26 protein-coding genes and 1 tRNA gene are annotated in these 24,647 nt (G+C 38.2%); 17 read left to right on the top strand and 10 right to left on the bottom strand.

Annotation, left to right across the window (positions count from 1 at the left end; translation table 11 throughout):
• Positions 1-78 precede the first annotated feature (78 nt).
• Genes RM545_RS06935 through msrA form a run of 3 tightly spaced genes read right to left on the bottom strand, consistent with a single transcriptional unit; the run spans position 79 to position 1,600 of the window.
• Positions 79-405: a hypothetical protein gene (locus tag RM545_RS06935; RefSeq protein ID WP_311494590.1), complete on the bottom strand. Its 327-nt coding sequence runs from the start codon at positions 403-405 to the stop codon at positions 79-81.
• 46 nt (positions 406-451) lie between these two features.
• The gene (gene folE / locus RM545_RS06940) at positions 452-1,048 is read right to left on the bottom strand and encodes a GTP cyclohydrolase I FolE (protein ID WP_311494591.1); all 597 of its coding nucleotides are present in this window, start codon (positions 1,046-1,048) and stop codon (positions 452-454) included.
• A gap of 6 nt (positions 1,049-1,054) precedes the next feature.
• Positions 1,055-1,600: a peptide-methionine (S)-S-oxide reductase MsrA gene (gene msrA, locus RM545_RS06945; RefSeq protein ID WP_311494592.1), complete on the bottom strand. Its 546-nt coding sequence runs from the start codon at positions 1,598-1,600 to the stop codon at positions 1,055-1,057.
• A 238-nt stretch (positions 1,601-1,838) separates the two neighbouring features.
• Between msrA and RM545_RS06950 the strand changes: the two genes are divergently transcribed.
• From RM545_RS06950 to RM545_RS06985, 8 genes are all read left to right on the top strand, one after another.
• Positions 1,839-2,498: an ABC transporter ATP-binding protein gene (locus tag RM545_RS06950; protein WP_311494593.1), complete on the top strand. Its 660-nt coding sequence runs from the start codon at positions 1,839-1,841 to the stop codon at positions 2,496-2,498.
• A gap of 20 nt (positions 2,499-2,518) precedes the next feature.
• Positions 2,519-3,283: a TIGR02757 family protein gene (locus RM545_RS06955; RefSeq protein ID WP_311494594.1), complete on the top strand. Its 765-nt coding sequence runs from the start codon at positions 2,519-2,521 to the stop codon at positions 3,281-3,283.
• A gap of 66 nt (positions 3,284-3,349) precedes the next feature.
• Entirely contained in the window at positions 3,350-4,558 is a 1,209-nt protein-coding gene (locus tag RM545_RS06960; RefSeq protein ID WP_311494595.1) for a sensor histidine kinase, read from the top strand.
• A gap of 64 nt (positions 4,559-4,622) precedes the next feature.
• Entirely contained in the window at positions 4,623-5,840 is a 1,218-nt protein-coding gene (locus RM545_RS06965; RefSeq protein ID WP_311494596.1) for a sensor histidine kinase, read from the top strand.
• A gap of 38 nt (positions 5,841-5,878) precedes the next feature.
• Entirely contained in the window at positions 5,879-7,807 is a 1,929-nt protein-coding gene (locus RM545_RS06970; protein WP_311494597.1) for a BatA domain-containing protein, read from the top strand.
• Positions 7,804-9,054: a dihydroorotase gene (locus RM545_RS06975; protein ID WP_311494598.1), complete on the top strand. Its 1,251-nt coding sequence runs from the start codon at positions 7,804-7,806 to the stop codon at positions 9,052-9,054. Before RM545_RS06970 ends, RM545_RS06975 begins: the two co-directional genes overlap by 4 nt.
• A gap of 8 nt (positions 9,055-9,062) precedes the next feature.
• On the top strand, positions 9,063-9,377 hold the full coding sequence (locus RM545_RS06980) for a magnetosome magnetite crystal formation protein family (RefSeq protein WP_311494599.1): 315 nt from the start codon (positions 9,063-9,065) through the stop codon (positions 9,375-9,377).
• Positions 9,377-10,033, top strand: coding sequence for an alpha/beta hydrolase (locus tag RM545_RS06985; RefSeq protein WP_311494600.1), 657 nt, complete (start codon positions 9,377-9,379; stop codon positions 10,031-10,033). Before RM545_RS06980 ends, RM545_RS06985 begins: the two co-directional genes overlap by 1 nt.
• Here the strand turns inward: RM545_RS06985 and RM545_RS06990 are convergent.
• Together RM545_RS06990 and RM545_RS06995 are read right to left on the bottom strand one after the other, a co-directional pair.
• Entirely contained in the window at positions 10,030-10,530 is a 501-nt protein-coding gene (locus RM545_RS06990; protein WP_311494601.1) for a hypothetical protein, read from the bottom strand. The two genes, RM545_RS06985 and RM545_RS06990, sit on opposite strands and share 4 nt — an antisense overlap.
• 1 nt (position 10,531) lies before the next feature.
• The gene (locus RM545_RS06995; RefSeq protein WP_311494602.1) at positions 10,532-11,293 is read right to left on the bottom strand and encodes an MBL fold metallo-hydrolase; all 762 of its coding nucleotides are present in this window, start codon (positions 11,291-11,293) and stop codon (positions 10,532-10,534) included.
• 103 nt (positions 11,294-11,396) lie between these two features.
• Between RM545_RS06995 and RM545_RS07000 the strand changes: the two genes are divergently transcribed.
• On the top strand, positions 11,397-12,869 hold the full coding sequence (locus RM545_RS07000; RefSeq protein WP_311494603.1) for a TonB-dependent receptor: 1,473 nt from the start codon (positions 11,397-11,399) through the stop codon (positions 12,867-12,869).
• An 81-nt stretch (positions 12,870-12,950) separates the two neighbouring features.
• Here the strand turns inward: RM545_RS07000 and murA are convergent, their stop codons facing one another.
• The 3 genes from murA to RM545_RS07015 all read right to left on the bottom strand — a co-directional run bounded on the left by murA (position 12,951) and on the right by RM545_RS07015 (position 15,317).
• Entirely contained in the window at positions 12,951-14,267 is a 1,317-nt protein-coding gene (murA, locus tag RM545_RS07005; RefSeq protein WP_311494604.1) for a UDP-N-acetylglucosamine 1-carboxyvinyltransferase, read from the bottom strand.
• A 15-nt stretch (positions 14,268-14,282) separates the two neighbouring features.
• A complete protein-coding gene (locus RM545_RS07010) occupies positions 14,283-14,915 on the bottom strand; it encodes a DUF4290 domain-containing protein (protein ID WP_311494605.1) in 633 nt (210 codons plus the stop codon).
• Between the two features lie 111 nt (positions 14,916-15,026).
• A complete protein-coding gene (locus RM545_RS07015) occupies positions 15,027-15,317 on the bottom strand; it encodes a DUF493 family protein (RefSeq protein ID WP_311494606.1) in 291 nt (96 codons plus the stop codon).
• An 85-nt stretch (positions 15,318-15,402) separates the two neighbouring features.
• Between RM545_RS07015 and RM545_RS07020 the strand changes: the two genes are divergently transcribed.
• From RM545_RS07020 to RM545_RS07040, 5 genes are all read left to right on the top strand, one after another.
• The gene (locus RM545_RS07020) at positions 15,403-15,942 is read left to right on the top strand and encodes an AAA family ATPase (protein WP_311494607.1); all 540 of its coding nucleotides are present in this window, start codon (positions 15,403-15,405) and stop codon (positions 15,940-15,942) included.
• 2 nt (positions 15,943-15,944) lie between these two features.
• A complete protein-coding gene (locus RM545_RS07025; protein ID WP_311494608.1) occupies positions 15,945-17,849 on the top strand; it encodes a RecQ family ATP-dependent DNA helicase in 1,905 nt (634 codons plus the stop codon).
• Positions 17,846-18,793 (top strand): methionyl-tRNA formyltransferase, encoded by a 948-nt coding sequence (gene fmt / locus RM545_RS07030; RefSeq protein WP_311494609.1) that lies wholly within the window; start codon positions 17,846-17,848, stop codon positions 18,791-18,793. The genes RM545_RS07025 and fmt overlap by 4 nt, the downstream gene beginning before the upstream one ends.
• A 184-nt stretch (positions 18,794-18,977) precedes the next feature.
• Positions 18,978-19,250: an HU family DNA-binding protein gene (locus tag RM545_RS07035; RefSeq protein ID WP_006990442.1), complete on the top strand. Its 273-nt coding sequence runs from the start codon at positions 18,978-18,980 to the stop codon at positions 19,248-19,250.
• Between the two features lie 118 nt (positions 19,251-19,368).
• Positions 19,369-19,929, top strand: coding sequence for a YqgE/AlgH family protein (locus RM545_RS07040; RefSeq protein WP_311483623.1), 561 nt, complete (start codon positions 19,369-19,371; stop codon positions 19,927-19,929).
• Here RM545_RS07040 and RM545_RS07045 read toward each other — a convergent pair.
• Positions 19,926-20,771, bottom strand: coding sequence for an aminotransferase class IV (locus RM545_RS07045; RefSeq protein WP_311494610.1), 846 nt, complete (start codon positions 20,769-20,771; stop codon positions 19,926-19,928). The two genes, RM545_RS07040 and RM545_RS07045, sit on opposite strands and share 4 nt — an antisense overlap.
• Before the next feature lie 52 nt (positions 20,772-20,823).
• Positions 20,824-21,210 carry an START-like domain-containing protein gene (locus RM545_RS07050; protein ID WP_311494611.1) on the bottom strand — a complete coding sequence of 129 codons (387 nt, stop codon included), beginning with the start codon at positions 21,208-21,210 and terminating at the stop codon, positions 20,824-20,826.
• A 186-nt stretch (positions 21,211-21,396) separates the two neighbouring features.
• Between RM545_RS07050 and RM545_RS07055 the strand changes: the two genes are divergently transcribed.
• The 3 genes from RM545_RS07055 (at position 21,397) to RM545_RS07065 (ending at position 24,643) form a co-directional block, all read left to right on the top strand.
• Positions 21,397-21,470, top strand: a tRNA-Met gene (locus tag RM545_RS07055).
• Between the two features lie 560 nt (positions 21,471-22,030).
• Entirely contained in the window at positions 22,031-22,351 is a 321-nt protein-coding gene (locus RM545_RS07060) for a four-helix bundle copper-binding protein (protein ID WP_311494612.1), read from the top strand.
• Between the two features lie 693 nt (positions 22,352-23,044).
• Complete coding sequence (locus RM545_RS07065) at positions 23,045-24,643, top strand: PQQ-dependent sugar dehydrogenase family protein (RefSeq protein WP_311494613.1); 1,599 nt, start codon at positions 23,045-23,047, stop codon at positions 24,641-24,643.
• Positions 24,644-24,647 lie beyond the last annotated feature (4 nt).

Raw genomic sequence — 24,647 nt, forward strand, 5'->3', positions numbered from 1 at the left:
AACGTGGCATAAGGCTCCCTGAACTACGAACTACGAACTACAAACCCCGAGCTTTTAAAAGGTCGATAATTACCTTTTTTAATAGCAGACCTTTTTAGACTTTACTAGTAGCTTTCCACCTCGATCACCCCTTGGTTGTGGAGCTTTATTCCATACATGAGTGTAAAGGTACATTAATGTAAACGTAGGGATAACATCTGTTACCGGTAAAATCTCTTCAATAAATACAATCACAGAAGCCAGTTTTCCTTTTTTACCGGGATACATTTCCCTCATTTTCTTTGCTGCATAAGGAGCCCATAGCAAATCCAGAAAAGGTCCTATTAACGGAATTGCCACGGTAACCATACCTATGGCATCATAAACAACTCCTTTAATAAATAGTTTATTATTTAAGATCTTCATTGGTTATTTTTCTATTAATAAATCAAGAAAAGTGCCATAACTGAAATTATTTCAGATCTGAGCTGATGAGCTTCAGGAATTCATTTCGAGTTTCTATTTTCTCAAATTGACCTCTAAAGCCGGAAGTTGTGGTAGAACTATTCTGCTTTTGTACTCCGCGCATCATCATGCACATATGCTGTGCCTCGATAACCACGGCAACTCCCTTAGGTTTCAAGGTTTCATTTAAACATTCCAGAATATCATGGGTTAAGCGCTCCTGTACCTGCAATCTTCTTGCAAAAACATCAACAACCCGGGGCAATTTACTTAGCCCCACGATTTGCCCATCAGGAATGTAAGCAATGTGAGCTTTTCCGAAGAATGGAAGCATATGGTGCTCGCACAAAGAATAAAGTTCGATATCCTTCACCACCACCATCTCGTTGTAGCCTTCTTTAAACATGGCTTCTTCCAGAATTGTTTTAGCATCCATTTCGTAGCCCTGCGTTAAAAACTGCATTGCTTTTGCAGCACGTTCAGGTGTTTTTACAATCCCCTCCCTTTCCGGATCTTCTCCCAACTCCTGAATAATGCTTCTGAAATTACCTTTTAGGTTATCTGTGACTTCCAGGTTGTACTCTTCAAAAAGTTTGTACGGCATGAGTTTTTATTTCTTTAGTTTTTCTGAAAAATGTTCTTTCAGTTTAGTGACCTTAGGATCAATGATATATTGGCAGTAAGGCTGCTGTCTGTGCTGATTGTAATAATCCTGGTGTTCCTTTTCTGCAACGTAAAACGGTGAAGCTTCAGTAACTTCAGTCACGATAGGATCATCAAAAACGGCTTCTTTTTCAAGATTTGCAATTACTTTCTCTGCCGTCTCTTTTTGTGTTTCAGAATTATAGAAAATTGCGCTTCGGTATTGTGTTCCCACATCATTTTGTTGCCTGTTAAGGGTTGTAGGGTTATGGGTTGCGAAAAATACCAGCAATAGTTCTTCAAAAGAAATTATTTTAGGATTAAATGTTATTTCAATAGCTTCTGCATGTCCTGTTCTTCCGGTAATAATTTCGCGGTATGCAGGATTTTTAATTTTGCCACCGGTGAATCCGGAAACTACTTTTTCGACTCCGTCGAGTCTCTGGAAAACCGCTTCAGTACACCAAAAACATCCACCTGCAATTATAGCTTTTTCTAATTCTTCTCGTTCCATTTAAATCAATTTTTTGTTTAGCTAATTTAACGTCATAATAAACAAAACCCTCTACGTTTAACTATAAATTATGTCTTTCTTACTTCTCTTTTATAACAGACAAAACCCATTCCACAGTTCACTTTTACCATCTTTTTAAAAATTCATGACAATCAGGAGTAATAGAATATATTATTCTAATCTCAAATGTTGCCAATTCTTTACTATTTGGGTACTTTTCCAACTTTAACAGGAAAAAATGATTTCAGCAAATAACATCCATAAATATTACGGACATCTTCATGTTCTAAAAGGAGTTGACCTTCATATTAAAAAAGGAGAAATTGTCTCTATTGTAGGTGCTTCCGGAGCCGGGAAGACCACGCTTTTACAAATCCTGGGGACCTTGGAAAGACCTGAAAAAGGCAAGGCATCAGAATTGGCAATTAATGATATTCAAATTGATAAATTGTCTTCAAAAGAACTTTCAAAATTTCGGAACAAGCACGTAGGTTTTATTTTTCAGTTTCACCAGCTGTTACCGGAATTCACTGCTCTGGAGAATATTTGTATTCCTGCTTATATTCAGAAGAAATCGAAAGCAGAAGCTGAAAAGAGGGCAAAGGAACTGCTTCAATTTTTAGGTCTTGAACACCGGGCGAGTCATAAGCCGGGAGAATTGAGTGGTGGAGAACAACAACGTATTGCTGTTGCCCGGGCCTTAATAAATAATCCTGCGGTGATCTTTGCAGATGAACCTTCAGGAAACCTGGACAGTGAATCTGCCGAAAATCTTCACAAATTGTTCTTTAGACTAAGGGACGAATTTGATCAGACTTTTGTAATTGTCACTCATAATGGAGAACTTGCCGATATGGCAGACCGAAAGTTATCTATGGTCGACGGCGAAATTGTATAATCTGAAAGTAATTATTTCCATTGAAAAAAAGCGAATTAAAATCTTTCCTTGATTTTAAGGCTGAACAATATAATACCCCGGAATTTATTGCAACCGATCCGGTTCAGATTCCGCACCAGTTTTCTAAACAAGAGGATATCGAGATTGCCGGTTTTTTGACTGCAACCATAGCCTGGGGTAACCGAAAGAGTATCCTGAATAATGCCAACCGGCTAATGGACCTTCTGGAAAGGAGTCCGCATGATTTTGTCATAAATCATTCTGAAAATGACCTCAAAAAAATGGCAAATTTCGTCCATCGCACGTTTAACGGTTTGGATTTAGAATACTTTATAAAAGCGCTTCAGAATATCTATTTAAAGCATTCGGGAATAGAAAATATATTTATAAAATATGCTGAAGCAGATAACCTTCAGCCTGCAATTCATCAGTTCAAGAAAATCTTTTTTGAACTTCCTCACCTGTCAAGAACTGAAAAACACGTGAGTGATCCATTAAAGAATTCCGCGGCAAAAAGGATTAATATGTATTTAAGATGGATGGTGAGAAAAGATAATTGCGGGGTAGATTTTGGGTTGTGGAATGCTTTAAAACCTTCCCAACTGTCCTGCCCTTTGGATGTTCACTCGGGTAATGTTGCCCGTAAACTGAACCTGCTTAAGAGGAAACAAAACGATGCAAAAGCGCTTCAGGAACTCGATGCCGCTTTAAGGAAGTTAGATCCAAAAGACCCGGTAAAATATGATTTTGCCCTTTTTGGTCTTGGAGTTTTTGAAAAATATTGAATTAACACATTTTTAAGAATTTTTACTATATTCGCAATCTAACGCATACCATAATTTTATGTTTGAATGATTCATCCTCCTGTTCCTGCGAATGAGGAAGAGCGTTTAAAGGCTCTTCACGACCTGCACATCATAAATACTGAGCCTGAAGAGAGTTTCGACAGTATAACTGAACTCGCCTCATATATTTGCCGTATGCCTGTTTCTATGGTTACTCTTGTAGATGAAACAAAGCAATGGTTCAAATCAAAAATAGGCACAGAAATGTGCGAGTCAGACCGTGATATTTCTTTTTGTAGCCATGCGATTCTTGAACCGGATAATTTTATGGAGGTTAAGGATACCCATAAGGATGAGCGTTTTAAAGATAATCCTTTCGCTAATGCAGGAAAAGAATCTATAAGATACTATGCAGGTGTGCCCCTGGTAAACAGCACCGGAATGGCTTTGGGAACCCTTTGCGTTATAGATACGAAGGTCAACAAGCTAAATGAGCATCAAATAAAAGCACTAAAAGCACTGGCAAAGCAGGTGGAAGCGCTTTTTGAAGCCAGGCATAAAAATTACCTGCTTGAAGAAGCAAGACAGGATTTAGACGATCACAATGTCCTTTTAAAAGATTTTGCAGGTGTAGTCTCACACGACATGAAGATGCCGCTAGCCAATATGGTACTTACCGCAGATGTAATTAAGAAAAAGTATGGCGACCTTATTGGGGAAGAAGGAGTTAAATATCTCAATCAACTTAAAAAATCCGGACTCAATCTCAGCGATTATATAACGGGTATTCTCAATCATTACGAAAGTGAAAAGCTGGCTAACATAGAAATTGAAGAAATTGATTTACACAATCTTCTGGAGGATATCATCGATCTTTTAGGTATAGAAGAAGATTGTGAAATAAATTTTCCGAAGAAAAATGTTAATATCAGAGTAAACAGATCGGCTCTGGAGCAAATACTTTTAAACCTAATAAGCAACAGCCTGAAGTATAACGACAAGGAAAAAATCGTGATCAATTTAGGTTTTAAAGAAATACCAGATTACTACGTCTTTACTGTAGAAGATAACGGAATCGGCGTGAAACAGGAGGAACAGGAACTTATATTTAAGCTATTTTCTACCCTCTCCATAACAGATAGAAAAGGTAATAATGGACATGGGATAGGTCTTTCTACTGTTAAAAAATTGGTAACAAACCTCGGAGGAACTGTTAAAATCAAGTCAGAATTAGAAAAAGGCACTAAATTTACTTTTACAATACAGGCAACGTAACTTCTTAACTCCCCATATTTTGTTTTAACAGTTGCGAGTATAAACAGCAGGCAAAAATCGGGGCATGAATTTTAAAACTTCTACATCTAAGAATAATAATAATAACTGCCGGTCTTCTCTAGCGGAATATAAATTCGTAAAACGAGAGGTGGATAAGGATTATGAGGAGTTGACTTTTCTCGCTTCACAAGTGTGTAAGGTTCCTATTGCTCAAATAGGAATTATTGGTAAAAAATCGATCTGGTTTAAATCTATATATGGGGTCTCTTTAGCTGAAATACCTCACGAAACAGATCTTTTGGAAAGAACACTTCGCAATCCTTACGAAATTTCTATATTCCACAAGGAGGATGCTCCCGATGCATTTGAAGAATTAAATAAACTTTATCAAAAAGATTTTCAGTTTTACGCCGGAATTCCTCTTTTTAATCCTAAGGGTGATGTTATTGCAGTTTTTTATATTCTGGATACTGAGCCTCATAATTTTTCTCAAACTGAACAACGCTCTTTAAAGGCAATTGCAAATCAAACACTTAATCTTTTTGAGTACAGAAAGCAAAATAACAAGCTTTACCAGGTTCAGAAAAAGCTGAAGCTGAAGTATCAGGAGCTGGAAAAATTTACAAGTGTGGTGTCGCATGATATTAAATCCCCTCTGGCTAACATTATTTCCCTTTCTGAACTTTTAAAAGACGAGAATGAAGGAAAATTTGATGAGGATACTTCACAATACCTTCAATACTTAGTAGAATCTTCTTATTCTCTTCGTAACTACGTAGATGGAATCCTTGGTTATTATCGAAGTGACCATATTAGCGCGAAAGATTATGTAAATGTCGATCTTGGCGATCTTCTCAAAAAAGTTTCTGATCTCTACCAGGTTTCCGAAAATATCGAAATAACATATCCTGAAAATGTTATGCTGCACAACGTCAACAAGTCTGCATTAACACAGGTTTTTATGAACCTTATAAGCAATGCTTTAAAATACAACGATAAACAAATTCGCCGAATTGATATAGGTTTTGATGAGACCAATGACTTTTATTTATTCGAAGTTAAAGACAACGGAAAAGGAATTTCCAAGTTGAACCTGGAAAAGATTTTCGACCTTTTTACTACCCTGGATGAAAATGACAGGGATGGGAATCCCGGCACCGGAATCGGCCTCGCCACGGTAAAAAAACTTGTGGAAAATATGCATGGGAAAATTGAGGTCCAGTCTGTTCCTGGAGATGGAAGTAAATTTTCATTTAAGATCAGGCGTACTTACTTAAAATAGTTTTCATTTCCTATATTTGAAAAATATTTTAGCCGAGCATGTATTTTAAATACCCGGAACTTCTTTTTGCCCTTTTCTTGCTCATCATTCCAATTATTGTTCACCTTTTTCAGTTACGGAAATTTCAGAAGGAGGAATTTACCAACGTAAGATTTCTAAAAAAAATTTCCAGTCAAACCCGAAAGAGTTCCAAAGTAAAAAAGTGGCTGGTCCTTTGTTCGAGGTTACTCGCCCTGGGATTTTTGATTTTTGCTTTTGCGCAACCTTACCTCCCCGCCTCTACTAAAGCTTTTAGATCGAAAAACACGCTTATTTATTTGGATAACTCTTTTAGCATGCAGGCTACAGGCCAAAAAGGTCAATTATTACCGGCTGCTATTCAAAGTGTACTTGAAAGCTTACCTGAAGATGAAACTCTCGATTTGCTTACTAATGATGAAGATTATTTTAATATCGAGGCAGCAGAAAGTCAGAGAATTTTACAGGATTTAAATTACACTGCTACTCCGCTGGATTTTGAAAACCTCAAGTTAAGAACTGAAAGATTTTTTCAGGAAAATCCGGCAGACGATCAGGAGTTGGTTGTAATTTCAGATTTTCAGCAAAATTCCGGATTTCCTGTAAAGCCTGATGCCGAAAACTTTAATTTTCGACTTCTCCCCTACCAGCCTGTAAATATCACGAATGTCAGCCTTGATTCTGCTTTCATTGCTGAAAGAGACAGAGAAAATATCAGCCTGAAGGTGCAATTAAGTACTTCTTCAACCAATGAAGATCAAATTCCCGTCGCTATTATGGCAGGAGGCGAACTCATGGGGAAATCTTCAGTGACCTTTGGCCAAAATAACCAGGCTGAAGTAACTTTTAATCTTTCCAATGATTCTATAAGTGACGGAAAAATAGAAATCGAAGATAACGGACTCCAATACGACAACGAACTGTTCTTTAGCATACCGAAAATTGCCAAAATTAAGGCTGCTCTTATTACTGAAGATTCCGATTCATTTTTGAAAAGAATTTATACCGAACCCGAATTTGATCTTGCAGTTTTCCCATTTTCCGGAGTAGATTACAATCAACTTTCGAGCGCACGGCTCATTATTTTGGACGAATTGAGGGAAATTAGCCCCTCATTATCCACTATCCTTCAAAAGAGAATGGAGGAAGGGGCAATTGTGGTTCTTATCCCTTCAGGTGATGCAGAAATTGCTTCTTACAATACATTTTTACGAAATTCCGGAGCACCAGCTTTTGAAGCTTTTCAAAGTGAAGAGCGAAAAATCACAAATATCGGCTTTGATCATCCCTTGTACGGTTCGGTTTTTGAAGAACAGGTAGAGAATTTCGAATATCCTTCAGTACAATCCTATTTTACATTAAATCGGCCGGGATCGCCAGTTCTAGAATATCAGGATAATGCACCGTTTCTCACTCAAAGCGACCAGTTATTTTTATTTACTTCAGCATTAGGTGCGGAAAATGGCAATTTTCAGCAGTCACCTTTAGTCGTTCCCACGTTTTACAATATGGGCAGAATGGCGCTACAGGCAAGGCAAATCTATTACGAAATTGGTAGAAATAACCTTATTGATATTCCGGTTGTTTCAGAAAATGATGAAGTTGTTCATCTTACTTCAGAAGAAGATAATTTTATTCCGCAGCAACAAGCTTATTCAGAAAAAATTCAGATAAACACCTCTGAACTACCCGCTGTGGCTGGAAATTATAAAATTGAATACAGAAATGAGACCATTGGGCACGTAAGCTATAACTACAGCCGCCGTGAAAGTAATCTGACTTATATAAATCCTGAAGATTTTGAAAATGTCGAAATTTACGACAACATCAAAAACTATTTTGAAAGTGCAAATGCAGTAAGGCAAATAACTGCGCTTTGGAAATGGTTTGTTATTTTTGCACTAATCTTTCTAATCGTGGAAATGCTCCTGTTAAAATACCTTAAATGAAGCTACTTATAAAATCGGCCACAGTCATTGATAAAGAATCGGATTTTAATACTAAAAAGGTTGATATTCTTATCCAGGATGGTATCATTAAAAAAATTGGTGCTTCTCTAAAAGAAAAGGCAGAGAAGGAAATCTCTAAAGAAAATCTGCACGTTTCCAGAGGCTGGTTTGACAGTAGTGTAAGTTTTGGGGAACCGGGATTTGAGGAGCGCGAAACTATCGCGAACGGACTTGATACCGCAGGAAAAAGCGGATTTACCACAGTTTGCGTTAACCCCAGTACTTCTCCAGTCATTGACAACAACAGCACGGTAAATTCTTTGATTTCAAAAGCTTCCAACCACCCGGTAAAATTGGTCCCTACAGGTGCTTTAACGGTGAAAAGTGAAGGATTAGACCTGGCAGAGCTTTATGATATGAAACAGGCCGGAGCAGCTTCTTTTGGAGATTACAAAAGTGCGGTTAGAAATCCGAATCTTTTAAAAATTGCCCTGCAATACGCACAAAATTTTGATGCGCTGGTGCAATCTTTTCCGCAGGAAAACAAGATAGCCGGGAGCGGACAGGTAAATGAACATCACCACAGCACTTCTCTTGGACTAAAAGGAATTCCAAATCTTGCTGAAGAACTCCAGATTACCAGGGACTTGTATATCCTTGAGTACACCGGCGGGAAACTTCATATTCCCACAATTTCCACAGAAAAGTCGGTTAAACTAATCAAAGACGCCAAAAAGAAGGGACTGGATGTTACCTGTAGTGTCGCTATTCACAACCTGATTTTTACAGACGAACTACTAAAAGAGTTCGAGACCTGCTCGAAAGTGCTGCCTCCTTTGAGAACTTCAAAAGATATAAAAGCGCTGATAAAAGGACTTCAGGACGGTACTATTGATATGGTTACCAGCGATCATCAACCCATAGATATTGAACATAAAAAGGTAGAATTTGAAAATGCTTCTTATGGAACAATTGGACTTGAGTCTGCTTTTGGGGCGCTAATGAATATTTTTTCTGCAGAAGAAGCTATTTCGCTCCTCACTTCAGGAAAAAACAGGTTCAACATAAGCGAATCCGGAATTAAAGAAGGAGAAAGAGTAGATCTGAGTTTATTTACTACTGAAGATAAATACAACTTCTCCAAAGAAGACATTTTTTCCACTTCCCAAAACAGCATTTTTATTGGACATCAACTAAAAGGAAAGGCCTACGGCGTTGTTACTGAAAATGGACTAATTACCTACTGATTTAGATTATGAAAGAAGGAAAAATAGCAGCAATTGCAGCTTATATTACTATTATAGGAACCATAGTCGCCTACTTTATAAATCTTGATAAGAAAGATCCTGTGGCAAGTTTCCATATCAGGCAGGCACTTGGTACACATTTATTATTTTATTTAATGGGAGTTTTAGCTTCTATGTTTACAGGATATATGATCCCGACAGCTTTTTACATTTTCGTGCTCGTTCTATGGGCTTACGGTCTGATAATTGCAATAAAGGGGGAACAAAAAGAAATTCCTCTTGTTGGTAATTTCTTTCAAACAATTTTTAAAAGTATTACTTAATGACGACTGCAGATTTATCCTTACATCATCTTATAAAACCTTCTACAAAAACTGAAAATGCTCCGTTGGCAATCATGCTCCATGGCTATGGAAGCAATGAAAATGATTTGTTTTCTTTTGCGGGGGAACTTCCCGAAGAACTATTTATAATTTCTGTGCGCGCTCCACACCCAATGCAACCTTCCGGAAACGCATGGTTCGCTATCCATTGGAATAATACTGACGGAAAATTCAGCGATGAAAATCAGGCGCGGGAATCAAGCGAAACGATCTCCCGTTTTATAGATGAAGCCGTTGCTGCTTATCCCGTAGATCCTGAAAACGTTACCCTCATAGGTTTTAGCCAGGGAAGTATTTTAAGTTATGCTGCAAGCCTGTCTTATCCTGAAAAAGTGAAAAACGTGATTGCTTTAAGCGGATATGTTAATGAAGACCTTATGAAAGAAGGTTACGAAAAAAATGATTTTTCTCATTTATCGTTCTACTGTTCCCATGGTACACAGGATCAGGTTCTCCCTGTGCAATGGGCCCGGAGAACAAAGCCTTTTCTCGATAATCTAAAAATCGAAAATGTATATTCTGAATTTCCTGTAGGTCACGGTGTGGCTCCGCAGAACTTTTTTGAATTAAAGGAGTGGCTAAAAAAGAGGATTTAGTCCAGTGGATATAAAAATGATTTTTCCGGAACAAGGGAAACTTGGCCATCTTCTTCTACAGAGTAGCTGAAGAAAACTTCGCCCCAATAAGTACCGTCGGTAAAGTCTGCCAATACCCATTTGTGATTAACGATTTTTATTTTGTTAATCCTCATATTCCCTTCCATTCCTGCAAATGGAACGAACGGATTGTCCTGGGATGTACTGTTTCCACTAATCAGTTTATCCTGAATTATTGCTTTTACATCTTCAGGTGAAATGCCCCTTTCTTCAAAGTAGTTAAATGCGTCCTCGTTTCGGTCAATCGAAAAATAATCAGTTTCAGTACCTGCTGATAGTTTCAGGGAGTCGAGCTCTGCTTCTACTGCAGTTATTTGATTTTGAAGACCAGCTATACTTTCGTCCCGCGCATCGAGAATTTTTTTATCGTTTACATAAATGAATATGGTGAACAAGAGCGTGAAAATGAACAAATACAGTAATATTTTACTCCGCATGCTAAATTTCTATTTTAAGATTATCATAAGCCAGGTGAACGTTCTCAGGAAGTTCATTTTCGACCTCATCATGAAAACCCAGTAGATGGCTAATATGCGTTAAATAGGCTGTTTCCGGTTTTACTCTTTCAATAAATTTCAGGGCTTCTTCAAGATTAAAATGAGAATGGTGTGGTTCCCTGCGCAGCGCATTTACCACCAAAACCTTCACATCCCGAAGCTTTTCTACTTCTTCATCTTCAATAGACTTTAGATCTGTTAAGTAGGCGAAATCTTCAAACCTAAACCCAAAAACCTGAAGCCGGTTATGCCTAAAATCAATGGGAATTATAGTCAATCCTTCAAAAATGAAAGGCTTATTTTCTATTTCAAATTCTATAACACCCGGAGCTCCGGGATATTTATTTTCTGAAGCAAAAATATAATCGAAGCGGCTACGTAAAGCCTTCAGTACGCGTTTATGAGCAAAAATAGGGATGTCACCCTGCCTGAAAAAAAACGGACGAATATCATCGAGTCCGGCCGTATGGTCATTATGCTCATGGGTATAAATAATTGCATCCAGCTTTTTCACGTTATTGGCCAGCATCTGGGACCTGAAATCGGGTCCGCAATCTACAAGCAGATTATAACCTGCCCATTCCACCAAAACCGAAACCCTGAGACGTGTGTCTTTTGGATTTTGGCTTAAACAAACGGGATGGTCGCTACCTATAATTGGGATGCCCTGTGATGTTCCTGTGCCTAAAAATCTTACCTTCAAGAAGTGTTTATTTTATCACAAAAGTAATTATATTTTTTTGTTTACCTCCCTCTTTTAGTACCTTTGGTAGGCACGAAAATGAAATTCATTTAAAAGAAAAATTATGCCAATTACTATAATGGGCGACAAGGAATTTGAAAATATTCCTTCTATAAAAAGCAAAGCACTTCGCATTAATTTAAATGACAATATCTACGGAACTTTTTCTGAAATTGGCGCTGGCCAGGAGACAGTAAGGAATTTCTTTAGAGCAGGTGGTGCTTCCGGAACTATAGCAAAAGCTATGAGTGCTTACGATAAGGACTTTAGTGATGCAATTTATGGAGTTGAAGATGATCGCCGATATGTTACAGAAGCACGCCTTAAAAGGATGCTTAGCCACGAAATTAACCTGATCGAAAAAAGGATTTCCCGGGAAAAACATCCCGATAAACTTTTCTTTACCTATGCAAATACTGTAGCTACTATAGATTTTGCAAAGAAGTATAAAGGCCATGGATGGGTTGGTATCAAATACCAGGTGCGGCCGGAAGAAGACTACAACGAGATAAGCCTGCACGTAAGGTTTCATGAAAATGACGCCCGCCATCAACAGAATACACTAGGTATTTTGGGTGTAAATTTAATTTACGGAGCTTATTATAAATATGACAATCCGAAGAAATTACTAAGATACCTTTACGATCATATAGACAAGGATCAGATAGAAATAGATACGATCAACTTTTCAGGACCACGTTTTAAAAATGTGGATAACCGACTTATGAGTCTGCAACTGGTTAAAAACGGAATGACAGACGCTGTGATGTTCGCTCCCGACGGGAATAACGTTTTACCGGCCAAGATTCTTTACAAAAAGAACATTCTAGCGTTAAGAGGAAGTTTTCGTCCGGTAACAAAGGTGAACATGGACATGTATGAACGCTCTCTGGAACTTTTCCTCAGAGAGAATAAAGTTTCTGAAGAGAACACTGAAGTGATCTTTGAAATCACCCTCTCCAACCTTAGAGCTGAAGGGGAGATTGATGAAAGGGATTTCATGGATCGTGCAGAACTGCTCTGTTCCCTGGGACAAACTGTAATGATTTCCAATTTCCAGGAGTATTACAGAGTTGTTGAATATTTCTCCAGATATTCCAAGCAGAGAATGGGACTTGCCATGGGTGTAAATAACCTTGTGGATGTTTTTGATGAAAAATACTACCGACACCTTAGCGGCGGAATACTGGAAGCCTTCGGAAAACTATTCTTTAAAGACCTGAAGGTTTATTTATACCCACTCAAAGATCCTGAAACAGGAAAAATTACTACGAGTGAGGATATGAAAGTACATCCAAGAATGAAGGAGTTGTACAAGTTCTTTAAATACAATGGCAGGGTTGAAGATATTGAAAATTATAATCCTGAAATCCTGGATATTTACTCACGCGAAATCCTCCAGATGATAAGCGAAGGCAAAGAAGGCTGGGAGGAAATGCTGCCTGAGAACACGGCATCTATGATTAAGGAACTAAACCTTTTTCATTACAAAGAGAATAAGAAAAAAGCAGAAACCGAAAAAGCAGAAATTAAATAAATCTTTCGGATCAAATTAAAAAGCGAGGGGCTGAAAATTGCAATTTTCAGCCCCTCGCTTTTTAATTTAATATTTGTTGTTTTAAGCTATCCGCTCAATTTTGGCACCTATTGCTTTTAGGCGTTCATCAATATTCTCGTAGCCACGGTCAATTTGTTCAATATTATGAATCACCGAGGTTCCTTTTGCAGACAAAGCCGCTATTAACAAAGAAATTCCGGCACGAATATCCGGAGAACTCATTGTAGTAGCCTTTAAGGTAGATTTAAAGTCATGACCTATTACAGTGGCCCTGTGCGGATCGCAAAGAATAATCTTGGCTCCCATATCTATAAGCTTATCCACAAAAAACAAACGGCTCTCAAACATCTTTTGATGTATAAGCACACTTCCTCTTGCCTGTGTGGCAACAACAAGCAGGATGCTCAGTAAATCGGGCGTAAATCCCGGCCATGGAGCATCACTAATGTTCATTATAGAACCATCAATAAAATTTTGCACCTCATATCCATTGGTATGTGCAGGAATGTGAATATCATCCCCCTGCTGCTCTATAGTAATTCCAAGTTTTCTGAACGTATTTGGAATAACACCCAACATATTCCAATTCACGTTCTTAATAGTTATTTCGCTCCTGGTCATTGCAGCAAGCCCTATCCAGGATCCTATTTCTACCATATCTGGTAAGATCCGATGACTGCATCCGCCCAGTTCATTCACACCCTCTATAGTTAGAAGGTTAGATCCCACGCCGCCTATTTTGGCACCCATGGAATTTAACATTTTACAGAGTTGTTGTAAATAAGGTTCACAGGCAGCATTGTAAATAGTTGTAATACCTTTAGCCAGAACAGCTGCCATTACAATATTGGCAGTCCCGGTGACTGAAGCCTCTTCAAGAAGCATATAACTGCCCTTTAGGCCGCCTTCGGGTGCTTCCACCCCGTAAAAACGTTCTTCTTTATTATACCTGAATTTTGCTCCGAGCTTAATAAAACCTTCAAAGTGTGTATCAAGACGTCTTCTTCCTATTTTATCGCCGCCGGGTCTTGGAATATAACCTTTTCCAAACCTCGCCAGTAAAGGTCCAACTATCATAATAGAACCCCTTAATCCGCTACCGTCTATTTTAAATTGTTCGCTCTGTAAATAATCCAGGTCGAGCTCATCACTTGTAAAAGTGTAGCTTCCCTCCCCTCTATTTTCTACTTTAACACCCAAATTGGAAAGTAGCCGGATGAGTTTATTTACATCCAGAATATCAGGAATATTATCTATTGTAACTTGTTCTGAGGTGAGCAGAACAGCGCAAAGTATTTGGAGAGCCTCGTTCTTTGCACCCTGTGGCTGAATACTGCCACTTAGCCGTTGCCCTCCCTCTATCTGGAAAGATCCCATGTATATTTATCGATTTTAATAGCGTTTACGGCCCTTTTTAGTTGGTTTTTTAGAATTGCTCTTTGTGCTTTTCTTTCTTCCGCGCAGTAGATTGGAAGAATCACTAAGATCCTCGTCAGAGTTTTTCAGATTCAATTCCCCGCCGCTAAGCTCCCTTAGATGTTCAAAAATAACATTATCGTCAACCGTATCCCTGTTCCAGTTAAGAAAGGATTTTTTCATATGGTTGGCAATAGTAAAAACCAAAGCATCTTTTAATGGACCTTCATCATACTCCTTGGCTTCGTCTATCATCCGCTTAATATTATTTCCGTAGAAGCGATACTTCGGGAAATTTTGAGGATACGCTAAAGGTTCTGGTCGCTCTTCCAATATTTCTCTGGAAGGCTTGGGAAAAGGTGACTCTACATCCAATTTAAAATCACTGATAATAAATAACTGATCCCACAATTTATGCTGAAAATCGGGTACATCCCTTAGATGCGGATTCATGTTACCCATAACCGCAATAATGGATCGGGCAACTTTGTTGCGCTCTTTATCGTCTTCAATCTCTACGGTGTGTTCAACCATTTTTTGCAAATGGCGACCGTATTCAGGAATAATTAATTGGCTCCTTTCAGAGTTATATTCTAATGCGTTTGTCAAATTTGAAATTTATAAGGTGATAAAAAATTGCAGAAGTTTTAAAACGTTTGCAAAATACTAAATTTAATTAAGGAAAGACAGGAAATAATCTGCTTTTATTTGGCTGAATATTTAAAGCGAAATCACGCCTTTTACTTCCCTTCCAACCTCTTTATATTTCTCGATTACGGCATCGGGATTCTTCATCCTTACATTAATGGAAACACTGGTATACTTACCATTTTTGGATTTTTTTGTAGTAATTACTGCTCCCAAATTGTCAAATATCGATTCTATTTGTTTTATTTCCTTAGCATTAGTAGGAACAATAAATTTATACAGATATTCTGATGGCCATAAGGATGTATCCTGTAATTGCGTCTTTAATTTATCGTAAAATTCATCGTTTTTCTCTTCACTCATAATTTTTTCCCTTCATTTTAATATTGCAAAGATACAAGGAATGCTTTCATTTTTATAATCAAATTCAAATACCGAAATTTGCAGTGTGAAAAAGAAAAAAATTATTATCACCGGTGGCCCGGGTACTGGAAAATCTTCAATCGTTCATCATCTTGAAGAACTGAATTATAAATGCCTTCATGAAATCTCACGAGATGTTATACGCGAGGCACAACTAAACGGAATTGAACAACTATTCCTTGAGGATCCCCTACTTTTTAGCAGGAAACTTATGGAGGGCCGAATTGATCAGTTTCGTGAAGCAGAAGAGAATCCTTCAGAAATCATTTTTATAGACCGTGGAATTCCAGATGTCACTGCATATATGGATTATCTTGGCACAGAATATCCGGAAGAGTTTGTGGAGCCCTCTCGTAAGTATAAGTACGATAAAATCTTTATTCTGCCACCCTGGAGAGCAATTTATAAGAGTGACAATGAGCGTTATGAATCCTTTGACCAGGCAAGCAAAATTTCCATATATCTAAATAACACCTATGAATCTTATGGTTACCAGCCAATTCTGGTACCTGAGGCCAGTATTGAGGAAAGAGCTAACTTTATCCTCAATAATTTAGGATCTTAAAATTGCAGGAAGCACAACATATACTACAGAAGTTCTGGGGGCACTCAGAATTCAGGCCGCAGCAATGGCCAATAATTTCAGCCCTGCTAAGCAAAGAAGATGTGGTTGCCCTGCTTCCCACAGGTGGTGGTAAATCAGTTTGTTTTCAAATTCCCGCACTTATGCAGGAAGGGATTTGCATTGTGGTTTCACCTTTAATTGCACTTATAAACGACCAGGTAAACGCGCTACAGGCCAAGAACATTAAGGCTATGGCCCTCACCGGCGGCATGCGCTATAACGATCTGGATAAAAACCTGGACAACTGCATCTATGGAAATTATAAATTCCTGTACCTCTCGCCAGAACGTTTGCAGCAGGATCTTGTCCAGGAGCGCATCAGGCAGATGCATGTTAGCCTTATTGCCATAGATGAAGCGCATTGTATTTCCCAATGGGGTCACGATTTTAGGCCGGCTTACAGAAATATTGCCATTTTGCGGGACATTCAACCCGAAGTTCCTCTTGCAGCCTTAACCGCCACTGCCACTGCAGAAGTGATAGAAGATATGAAGACAGAACTGCTGATGCCAGAAGCTCAGGTAATAAAACGTTCTTTTGAGAGGGAAAATATCGCCTACAATGTTCTGAATGCTGAGGATAAATTTTATCGGCTATTTCAACTCCTGAATAGTAAAGAAGAAACTGCTATTATTTATGTTCGAAGCAGGAACGCCACTATAGAAATTACAGACCATCTAAAGAAAAGCGGCTATAGCGCTGAAGCTTTTCACGGCGGATTAAAGAATGAGGATAAAGCCGACAAACTGGAAAAATGGCTGCGCAACGATTTTTACATCATGGTGGCCACTACTGCCTTTGGAATGGGTATCGATAAGCCTGATGTTAGGCAGGTAATCCATTTGAATCTTCCCGAAAGCCTGGAAAGTTACTTTCAGGAAGCAGGACGCGCAGGAAGAGATGAAAGACCGGCTGTTTCGACGATTATTACCAATACCGGCGATATCCCAATACTTAAAAATCAATTCCTGGTAAACCTTCCCAACGTTGAAGATGTAAAACTGGTTTACAAAAAACTAAATTCCTATTTCAGGATAGCTTACGGAGAGGGTGAGAATGAAAATTTTGATTTTAATTTTTCTGAATTTTGTTCCCAGTATAACCTGAATTCCCATAAAACCTACAACACGCTTCAAATGCTGGATCGTTGCAGCATTATACGACTTTCGCAACAATTTCAAAAGAAAACAGAGATACAGTTTATAGTGTCTGCCAATCGGCTTACGCATTATCTTCAGGAAAATGAAGCTGCTGATAAAATTGTTAAATCCATCTTGAGGACCTATGGCGGAATTTTTGAAAACAAGATAAATGTTGGTCTTGCTTCAGTATGTAAGAAAGCTTCCATCCCCGAAGATAAAGCAATAGAAATTCTTAAGAAGCTGGAAAGAGATGAAGTTATAGATTTCACTTATTCCCAACAGGACGCTGCGGTGACTTTTCTTGTTCCGCGGGAAGACGACACCACTATAAATCCCGTAGCTGAATATATCCGGCTTCACCAGAAAAATAAAAAAGATAAAATTGAGGCTGTTCTTTATTATATTAATAATAGAGAGGTTTGCAGAAGCATTCAATTACTTTCCTATTTTGGAGAAAAGACAGAAAAGCCCTGTAGAATATGTTCTGTCTGTCTTGAGCACAGCATTCCGCTTTCCAGGAAAGAAATGAACAGTATATACAAAGAACTTGCTTTTCATTTAAAAGAAAAAGATTTTTCTTCGAGAGAATTGACCGAAAAAATTTCCTTTCCAGAGAAACATATATTAAAAGTGCTACAGCTGTTAATCGAAAAAGGAATTATTACGCGAACCAGCAGTAACCAATATAAAATCAATCAGAAATGAGAGACCTTAGAATCGTATTTATGGGTACACCGGAATTTGCGGTGACCAGCCTTAGAAAAATTATTGAAGCCGGTTACAACGTGGTCGGAGTAATTACAGCACCAGATCGTCCTGCCGGAAGGGGAAGAAAACTTCAGCAGAGTGACGTAAAAAAATATGCACTGGAGCAGGATCTAAAGATACTGCAACCAACAAACTTACAATCTAAAGATTTTCAGCAGGAATTACAGCAACTCCAACCAAATGTGCAGGTGGTGGTAGCCTTTAGAATGCTGCCAAAGTTGGTTTGGGCTTTACCCGAACACGGCACGTTTAATTTACATGCATCGCTCCTGCCCCAGTATCGTGGCGCGGCACCAATTAACTGGAGTATCATTAACGGCGATGAAACAACAGGAGTTTCTACATTTTATATTGATGAGAAAATAGATACGGGGGCCATGATCCTGCAACGGCAATTATCGATTGGAGAAAATGAAAATGTGGGAGAATTACATGACCGATTAATGAAAAGTGGGGCTGATCTCATTTTAGAAACACTGGAACTCATAAAGAGTGATAAAGTAAAAACCACTTTGCAGGAAGAAAATGATCATTTAAAACCTGCACCTAAACTCACAAAGGAGAATACAAAGATTAACTGGGAGAGGCCAGTAGCAGAAATTTATAACCTTATAAGAGGTCTAAATCCTTATCCTGCTGCATGGAGCATCCTGCAAAATGCTTCAGAAGAATATAAGGTGAAAATTTTTGAAGCCGAAAAAATATTAGATTTACATGAATTGCCGGCGGGCACCATAGTATTAAATGATAAAAAACTGAAAGTCGCAGCACCTGATGGTTTTCTTCAAATTGGTGAAATGCAACTTCCGGGAAAGAGAAAAATGGCAATTCATGACCTGCTAAACGGTTTCAGTTTCGATTCTGAAGCAAAAATGCTCTGAGGCCTTGTGCCTGCTGAAATCATAAAAAATCAATTTTTGCAAGACTTCTTTGTTAACAAAAAGCCAAAGTTATTAACAATAAACTGCATTTCCCTTGATATTACTTGCGTGGCCGGGAAATCCATATAAATTTGTAAAGCAATGTAACAGAATGTTTAACCAACAACTTAATTAATTTCACATTATGAACAAAACTGATTTAATCGACGCAATGGCTGAAAATGCTGGTATTTCAAAAGCAGCTGCTAAAAAAGCCTTAGAGTCTTTCCTGGAAAATGTAGAGAAATCCCTTAAAAAAGGAGATAGAGTATCTCTTGTAGGATTTGGATCTTGGTCTGTATCAAAAAGAGCTGCGCGTGAAGGTAGAAACCCGCAAACTGGAAAAACTATAAAAATTGCTGCTAAAAACGTAGTAAAATTTAAAGCCGGAGCAGATCTTCAAAAAGCTGTTAACTAATAATTTATATTAGGAAAAAAAATCAAAGCCTCCGTGGGAGGCTTTTTTTTATTAGAAAATTGGCATAATCATTTGATTTTTTTAAATAAATACTTAGATTAGTTAAAAAGAACCCATTATGATAGCTTTAAAACCAGCCAAAGGACACCTGCTTGTAGCAGAACCTACAATAATCGGGGACGTGGCATTTAACCGATCGGTGGTGCTGTTAGCTAATCATTCCGATACCGGATCTGTAGGATTTATTCTAAACAAAGTTCTCGATTTCACTCTTAAGGATCTTATTCCCGAACTTAAGTTCTCGTTTAAAATTTACAATGGTGGTCCTGTAGAACAGGACAATCTTTATTTTATACATAAAGTACCTCATCTCATTCCTGATAGTATCGAGATCGCCAATGGCATTTACTGGGGCGGTAATTTTGAAGCGGTTAAGGAACTGGTTAACCGGGAAATGATTGATGAAAATCAAATAAAATTTTTTCTGGGATATTCCGGTTGGGATGCTGACCAATTAAATGCGGAACTTGATTCGCATTCCTGGATCGTCACTACAAACGAGGATCAGACAGGTCTTATTGAGCGTCCTTACGATTCTTTCTGGAAAGATAAAATGCTTCAGCTTGGAGGGGAATATCTCTTATGGTGCAATGCGCCCGAAAATCCCAGCTACAACTAACCTAGTCGTGCTTTTACATTCAGTTTAGAAAGTAGTTCTCCTGAAACTTTAGCGGAATATTCTTTTTTCCTGTATTTTGTTACAGGTTGAATTCCTACAACAATATTTGTAATAAACAGTTCATCTGCTTTCTGAAGTTCAAAAGGAGAGATCGAAGTTTCCTGTAATTGATATTCGGGAATTTGTTTTATTATTTTTAGAAGCTGTTTACGGGTAATACCGTTTAAAGCACCGTCACTAATTGGCGGTGTCTTTATAACATTGTCTTTCACCAAAAAAATGTTTCCGTTTAAGGCTTCGACAACGCTTTTGTTCTCATTTAGAAGCAGGCAGTTTTTATAACCATTTTCACTGGCAAAAATACTCCCAAGAACGTTTACAGCCCTGTTGTTGGTTTTAATGCTGGAAAGGATTCCGCTGTTAATGTAATGGTCCTTAAACAGCTCAACTTCATAAGAGTCATCATTTAAAAGGTAAAATGAATTTTCCAGTTCTTCTGCGATAATCGTATACCCTATTTCCCTGCTGGTGGGCCTGTAAAAACCACCCTGCTCCCGAAAAATGGCAAGTTTTACCCTGGCGGGGGAATTACCTAAATTGTTATTTTCAATTAAGTTTTTGATCTCTTCTTCTAGAAATTCCGGAGAAAAAGAAGCAGGAATTTCCATGCGCATAATTCTCATTGAAGACATTAGCCGGAAATAATGGTCTTCCCAGAACCTTATCTTTCCGTTTATCACTCTAACAGTTTCAAAAACTGAATCACCATATGCAAATCCACGATTAAACACTGAGAGGATTGCGTCCTCTTCTCCAACTAAGTTTCCGTTTAGATTGATCATAAAAAAGCCCCGTTTTTAGAACGGGGCAAAGGTAATATTTTAATCAGGAATACTATACTGAACCAAGCACCTGTTTTAAATCTGAAATCATGTTTTCCCAAAGCATTTTTCCTTCATCCACTTCTCCTTCTTCAGCAAAATCTGTTATCATAATAGAAACGTCCTTAGTGATATCATCCACCTGGATTCTTATCTCAAAATAATATGGGGTGTCTTCTTCTTCAAGCCACCTGAATTTGATACGTTCATCACTCTTTTTGCTTACCAGCTTCGCCTTTTCTTCACTTCCTTCCCAGATAAATGTAAAAATTTCTCCACGAGAATTGACATTATCGGCATACCACTCGCTCAAACCTGAAGGTGTAGAGATATATTGATATAGTAAAGATGGAGAAGCATGAATAGGAAATTCCATTTCGTACTTGATCTTTTCTTCCATTGTTTTATTGGTTTTGAGCCAATATAGATATTAATTATAAAGATAGAAAGAAAAGAAAATAAATATTTCGGAAATTATTGTTTGCGCCAATTCAAATTGTTTTTATATTTGCACCCGCATTTGCACAGAGGGTGAATGCTTCGGAAATAAGGCCAGTTGTAGAATTTGGCAATTTTTGGGAATTTTGGCGAGGTAGCTCAGTTGGTTAGAGCGTCGGATTCATAACCCGGAGGTCACGAGTTCAAATCTCGTTCTCGCTACTAGGAAAAACAAGGCTTTCGAGAAATCGGGAGCCTTTTTTATTTCCTCTAGTACAGAATAAGTACAGAAATTTTAAATTTTCAAGATTTACATTTGAGTTGTTCTTTTTTGATCTCTTTTGTAGGCAGATTTTAATTTTTCAAGGAAAAATGGCACATATAGGATTCAATTATTTTTGAAAAATTGAATGTTTTAAACTTTTCATAAGATTCAGCGAAAAACTGTGGTTTGCCACCTTTTGTATAGACAAGCAGTTCTGAAATTGGGTTACTCAGAATTCTATGAACACTGGAGATGTGAGAACTACATCAGTTGAAAGCAATTGTCCAATAAGTCATAAATCCTAAAATTCTTTAAAGCTACTCTCAAGTACCTAAAGCACTTTTCCCCTAAACATTCGTACGAAATTTTTTAACAGGTCGTGAACTAAACAGAAATTTAAACTATGCTAAAAATGTGATAAAACCATGATAACTAATGTTTTATTCCGAAAATCACAGATCTTTTTACATCGTTAAACTGTAATTTCGAAAGAAATAAACTTAAAAAAGATATAACTATGAGAAATGAAGAGCTAGTAAAAGGCATGTCAAACTGCGTAAATCACTGCAACTGGTGTGCTGACGCTTGTTTAAATGAAGAAAACCTAAAGGATATGGTTGAATGCATAAGACTGGACAGAGCTTGTGCAGCAGTATGCAGGGCATTAAACGACATTCTTGTTACAGAATACAAGGATATCCAAAAATTGGTGGATTATTGTATTGAAATGTGTGAAAAATGTGCAGAAGAGTGTGAGAAATTTGACTCCAAGCACTGTAAAGATTGCGCAGAAGCTTGTAGGGAATGTGCTAAAAATCTCAGGAATTTTGCAGCTTAATCCTAAACCCAAACTTTTTAAAGGCTGCTAATAAAAAGCAGCCTTTCTTTTTTTACCCGTTATTTCTGATACAGAAACTTTTTCGCGCCCCGGATCACTTCGACAATGGTAATCCTTGTTTGATCACAGTACACAGCTACAATTCAATTTAAAATATTTAGTCCCAGTCTTAGGATTCGAAAAATTTAGTTTTTACTTCTTTTGTATGTAGCATAAAGCTTTTTCCTTCCAACAATTATTTCTCAAACTTCAATTCTGTTTTCCTCCCCCTCGTGAATATTTTCCCATCCTATTCACCAACATAATAAAATTAACAATTGATAAGTTTTTTACTAATAACTTCTTAAAACAATGAAAACTAACGAATTATCCATAAAACTAAAGCCTTCCTGACTACATATTATTGTAATTTCAATTTGGAGTGGATCTAATTTGTCTGCACTTTTTTCTACTAAGCAGGTTCATATAGCAGCCAATAAGATGTAGGAGAAAATAAACAGTACTAGATAAGGTTGTGTTTTAACCAAATCAAAAGTAAAATAGAACTCTGTTTGAGTATCTTTTTTAAGCCTGAGCAAATGGCATCAAATCATAAACAGTAAAAAATGATTACAAATAGGATTCTTAAAAGACCTACACATAAGAAGCAGGAGCTTCAGTGGAATCAAATGTCAACCAAAAATTTCCTTTGAAATGAAAAATTTATACTTCTACTATTTCTTTATTTCTTTTGCTGTTATCTCCTGTAAAGATGCTGAAAGAACCCGGGGAGATGAAGGCAACGCTACTCCTGAAGAGGTTGTAAACCAACCTTCGCAGCGGGAAATTAATACAGCAGACATTGTTGTTCCTGATGGTTTCACTATAGAAGCTGTTAATACCGGCCTCTCTTACCCTGTAGATGTCACCTTTGACGAGGAAGGCAATTACTATATAGCTGAAGCTGGCGGCCATACCTATGGCACTAAACCTCCGCAAGCACCGGAGGCACGTATTCTGAAAGTATTCCCCAATGGGCAGGTAGAAGTGCTCTACGATAAGGTGGTTTCCATGACTGAAATAAAGGAATCAGCATCTTCCGAGGATATGGTAGAAGGGCTTATCCCTCCTGTAACAGGGGTAACCTATTACAAAGGGAACCTTTATATTTCTCACCGAAGTCGCTATTCGCTTTACAATCTCGAAACAAAGGAATTTGAAACAATCATCAACGGGTTGCCTTCATGGGGGGAATTCCTTAATGCAAAGCCGATTTTTAAGGATGACAAAATGTACTGGTTCCTCTCCACTCAGGGAAACAGCGGAGTGATTGAAGCACATTGGGTGCGGGTGATAGACCTGTTCAACAAACCTCAAGCCCGGGAGATACCGGGAGAAGATATTGAACTTACGGGACAGAATTTTTGGGTTCCAACTTCAAAAATTACTATGACAGAAGCAGACTCTGTTAAAACCGGAGCCTATGCGGCTTTAGGAGAGACCACTACGGCCGGGCAAATAATTCCAGGGGAAAAGATTGCAAACGGAGCTTTTTATATAAGCAATTTGGACGGCTCCAATATTGAAAGGATCGCATGGGGACTGCGTAGTAGTCTTGGTTACCGCTTTAGTCCCGACGGAAGACTCATTGCTACAATGAACAGTGCAAACCCAATGCCACCGAGAGGTCTTATGTTTGACTGGGAACCTATTTACGAAGTTATAGAAGGGGAATGGTATGGTTGGCCTGATTTCTACAGCGGCCTTCCCATTACAGACGAAAGGTTTGGTGTCAAAAAAGAAGACCGGAATTTTGTCCTTACTCCTGAAACCCACCGAAAACTTTTAAAAGGTAAAGATCTTCCACGACAGCCCTTAGCAAAATTGCCATCACATGCTGCGATTCAGGGAATGGTGTTCGGCAATGGCCACATGGACCTGCCGGAAAACAACATTTTAGTGGCCGAATTTGGTGCTATCGTTCCTGTCTTCAAAGGAGAAAAATATCATCCTAACCGCCCTCCCGGTGTTCCCCCGGAATCTGAGGCTCCTGAAGGAGTAAAATATAATTGGCCGGGTTTTAAAGTACAGCAGGTGAATTTATCTTCAGGAGAGGCAACTAATTTTATATATAACAAATCCGGTCTTCCTGCATCAGCCAACCAGGGAGGTGGTTTGGAGCGCCCTATACAGTTGGAGTGGGACCCGCAAGGAAATTTGTATATCGTGGATTTTGGGGTAGTCGAATTTGATGATACGGGAATGAACGCCCACCCTTTTACAGGTGTAATCTGGAAAGTAAGCAAACAATAAAAAA

Origin of the sequence: Autumnicola lenta (assembly GCF_031846515.1) — a bacterium.
Lineage (GTDB): Bacteria > Bacteroidota > Bacteroidia > Flavobacteriales > Flavobacteriaceae > Autumnicola > Autumnicola lenta.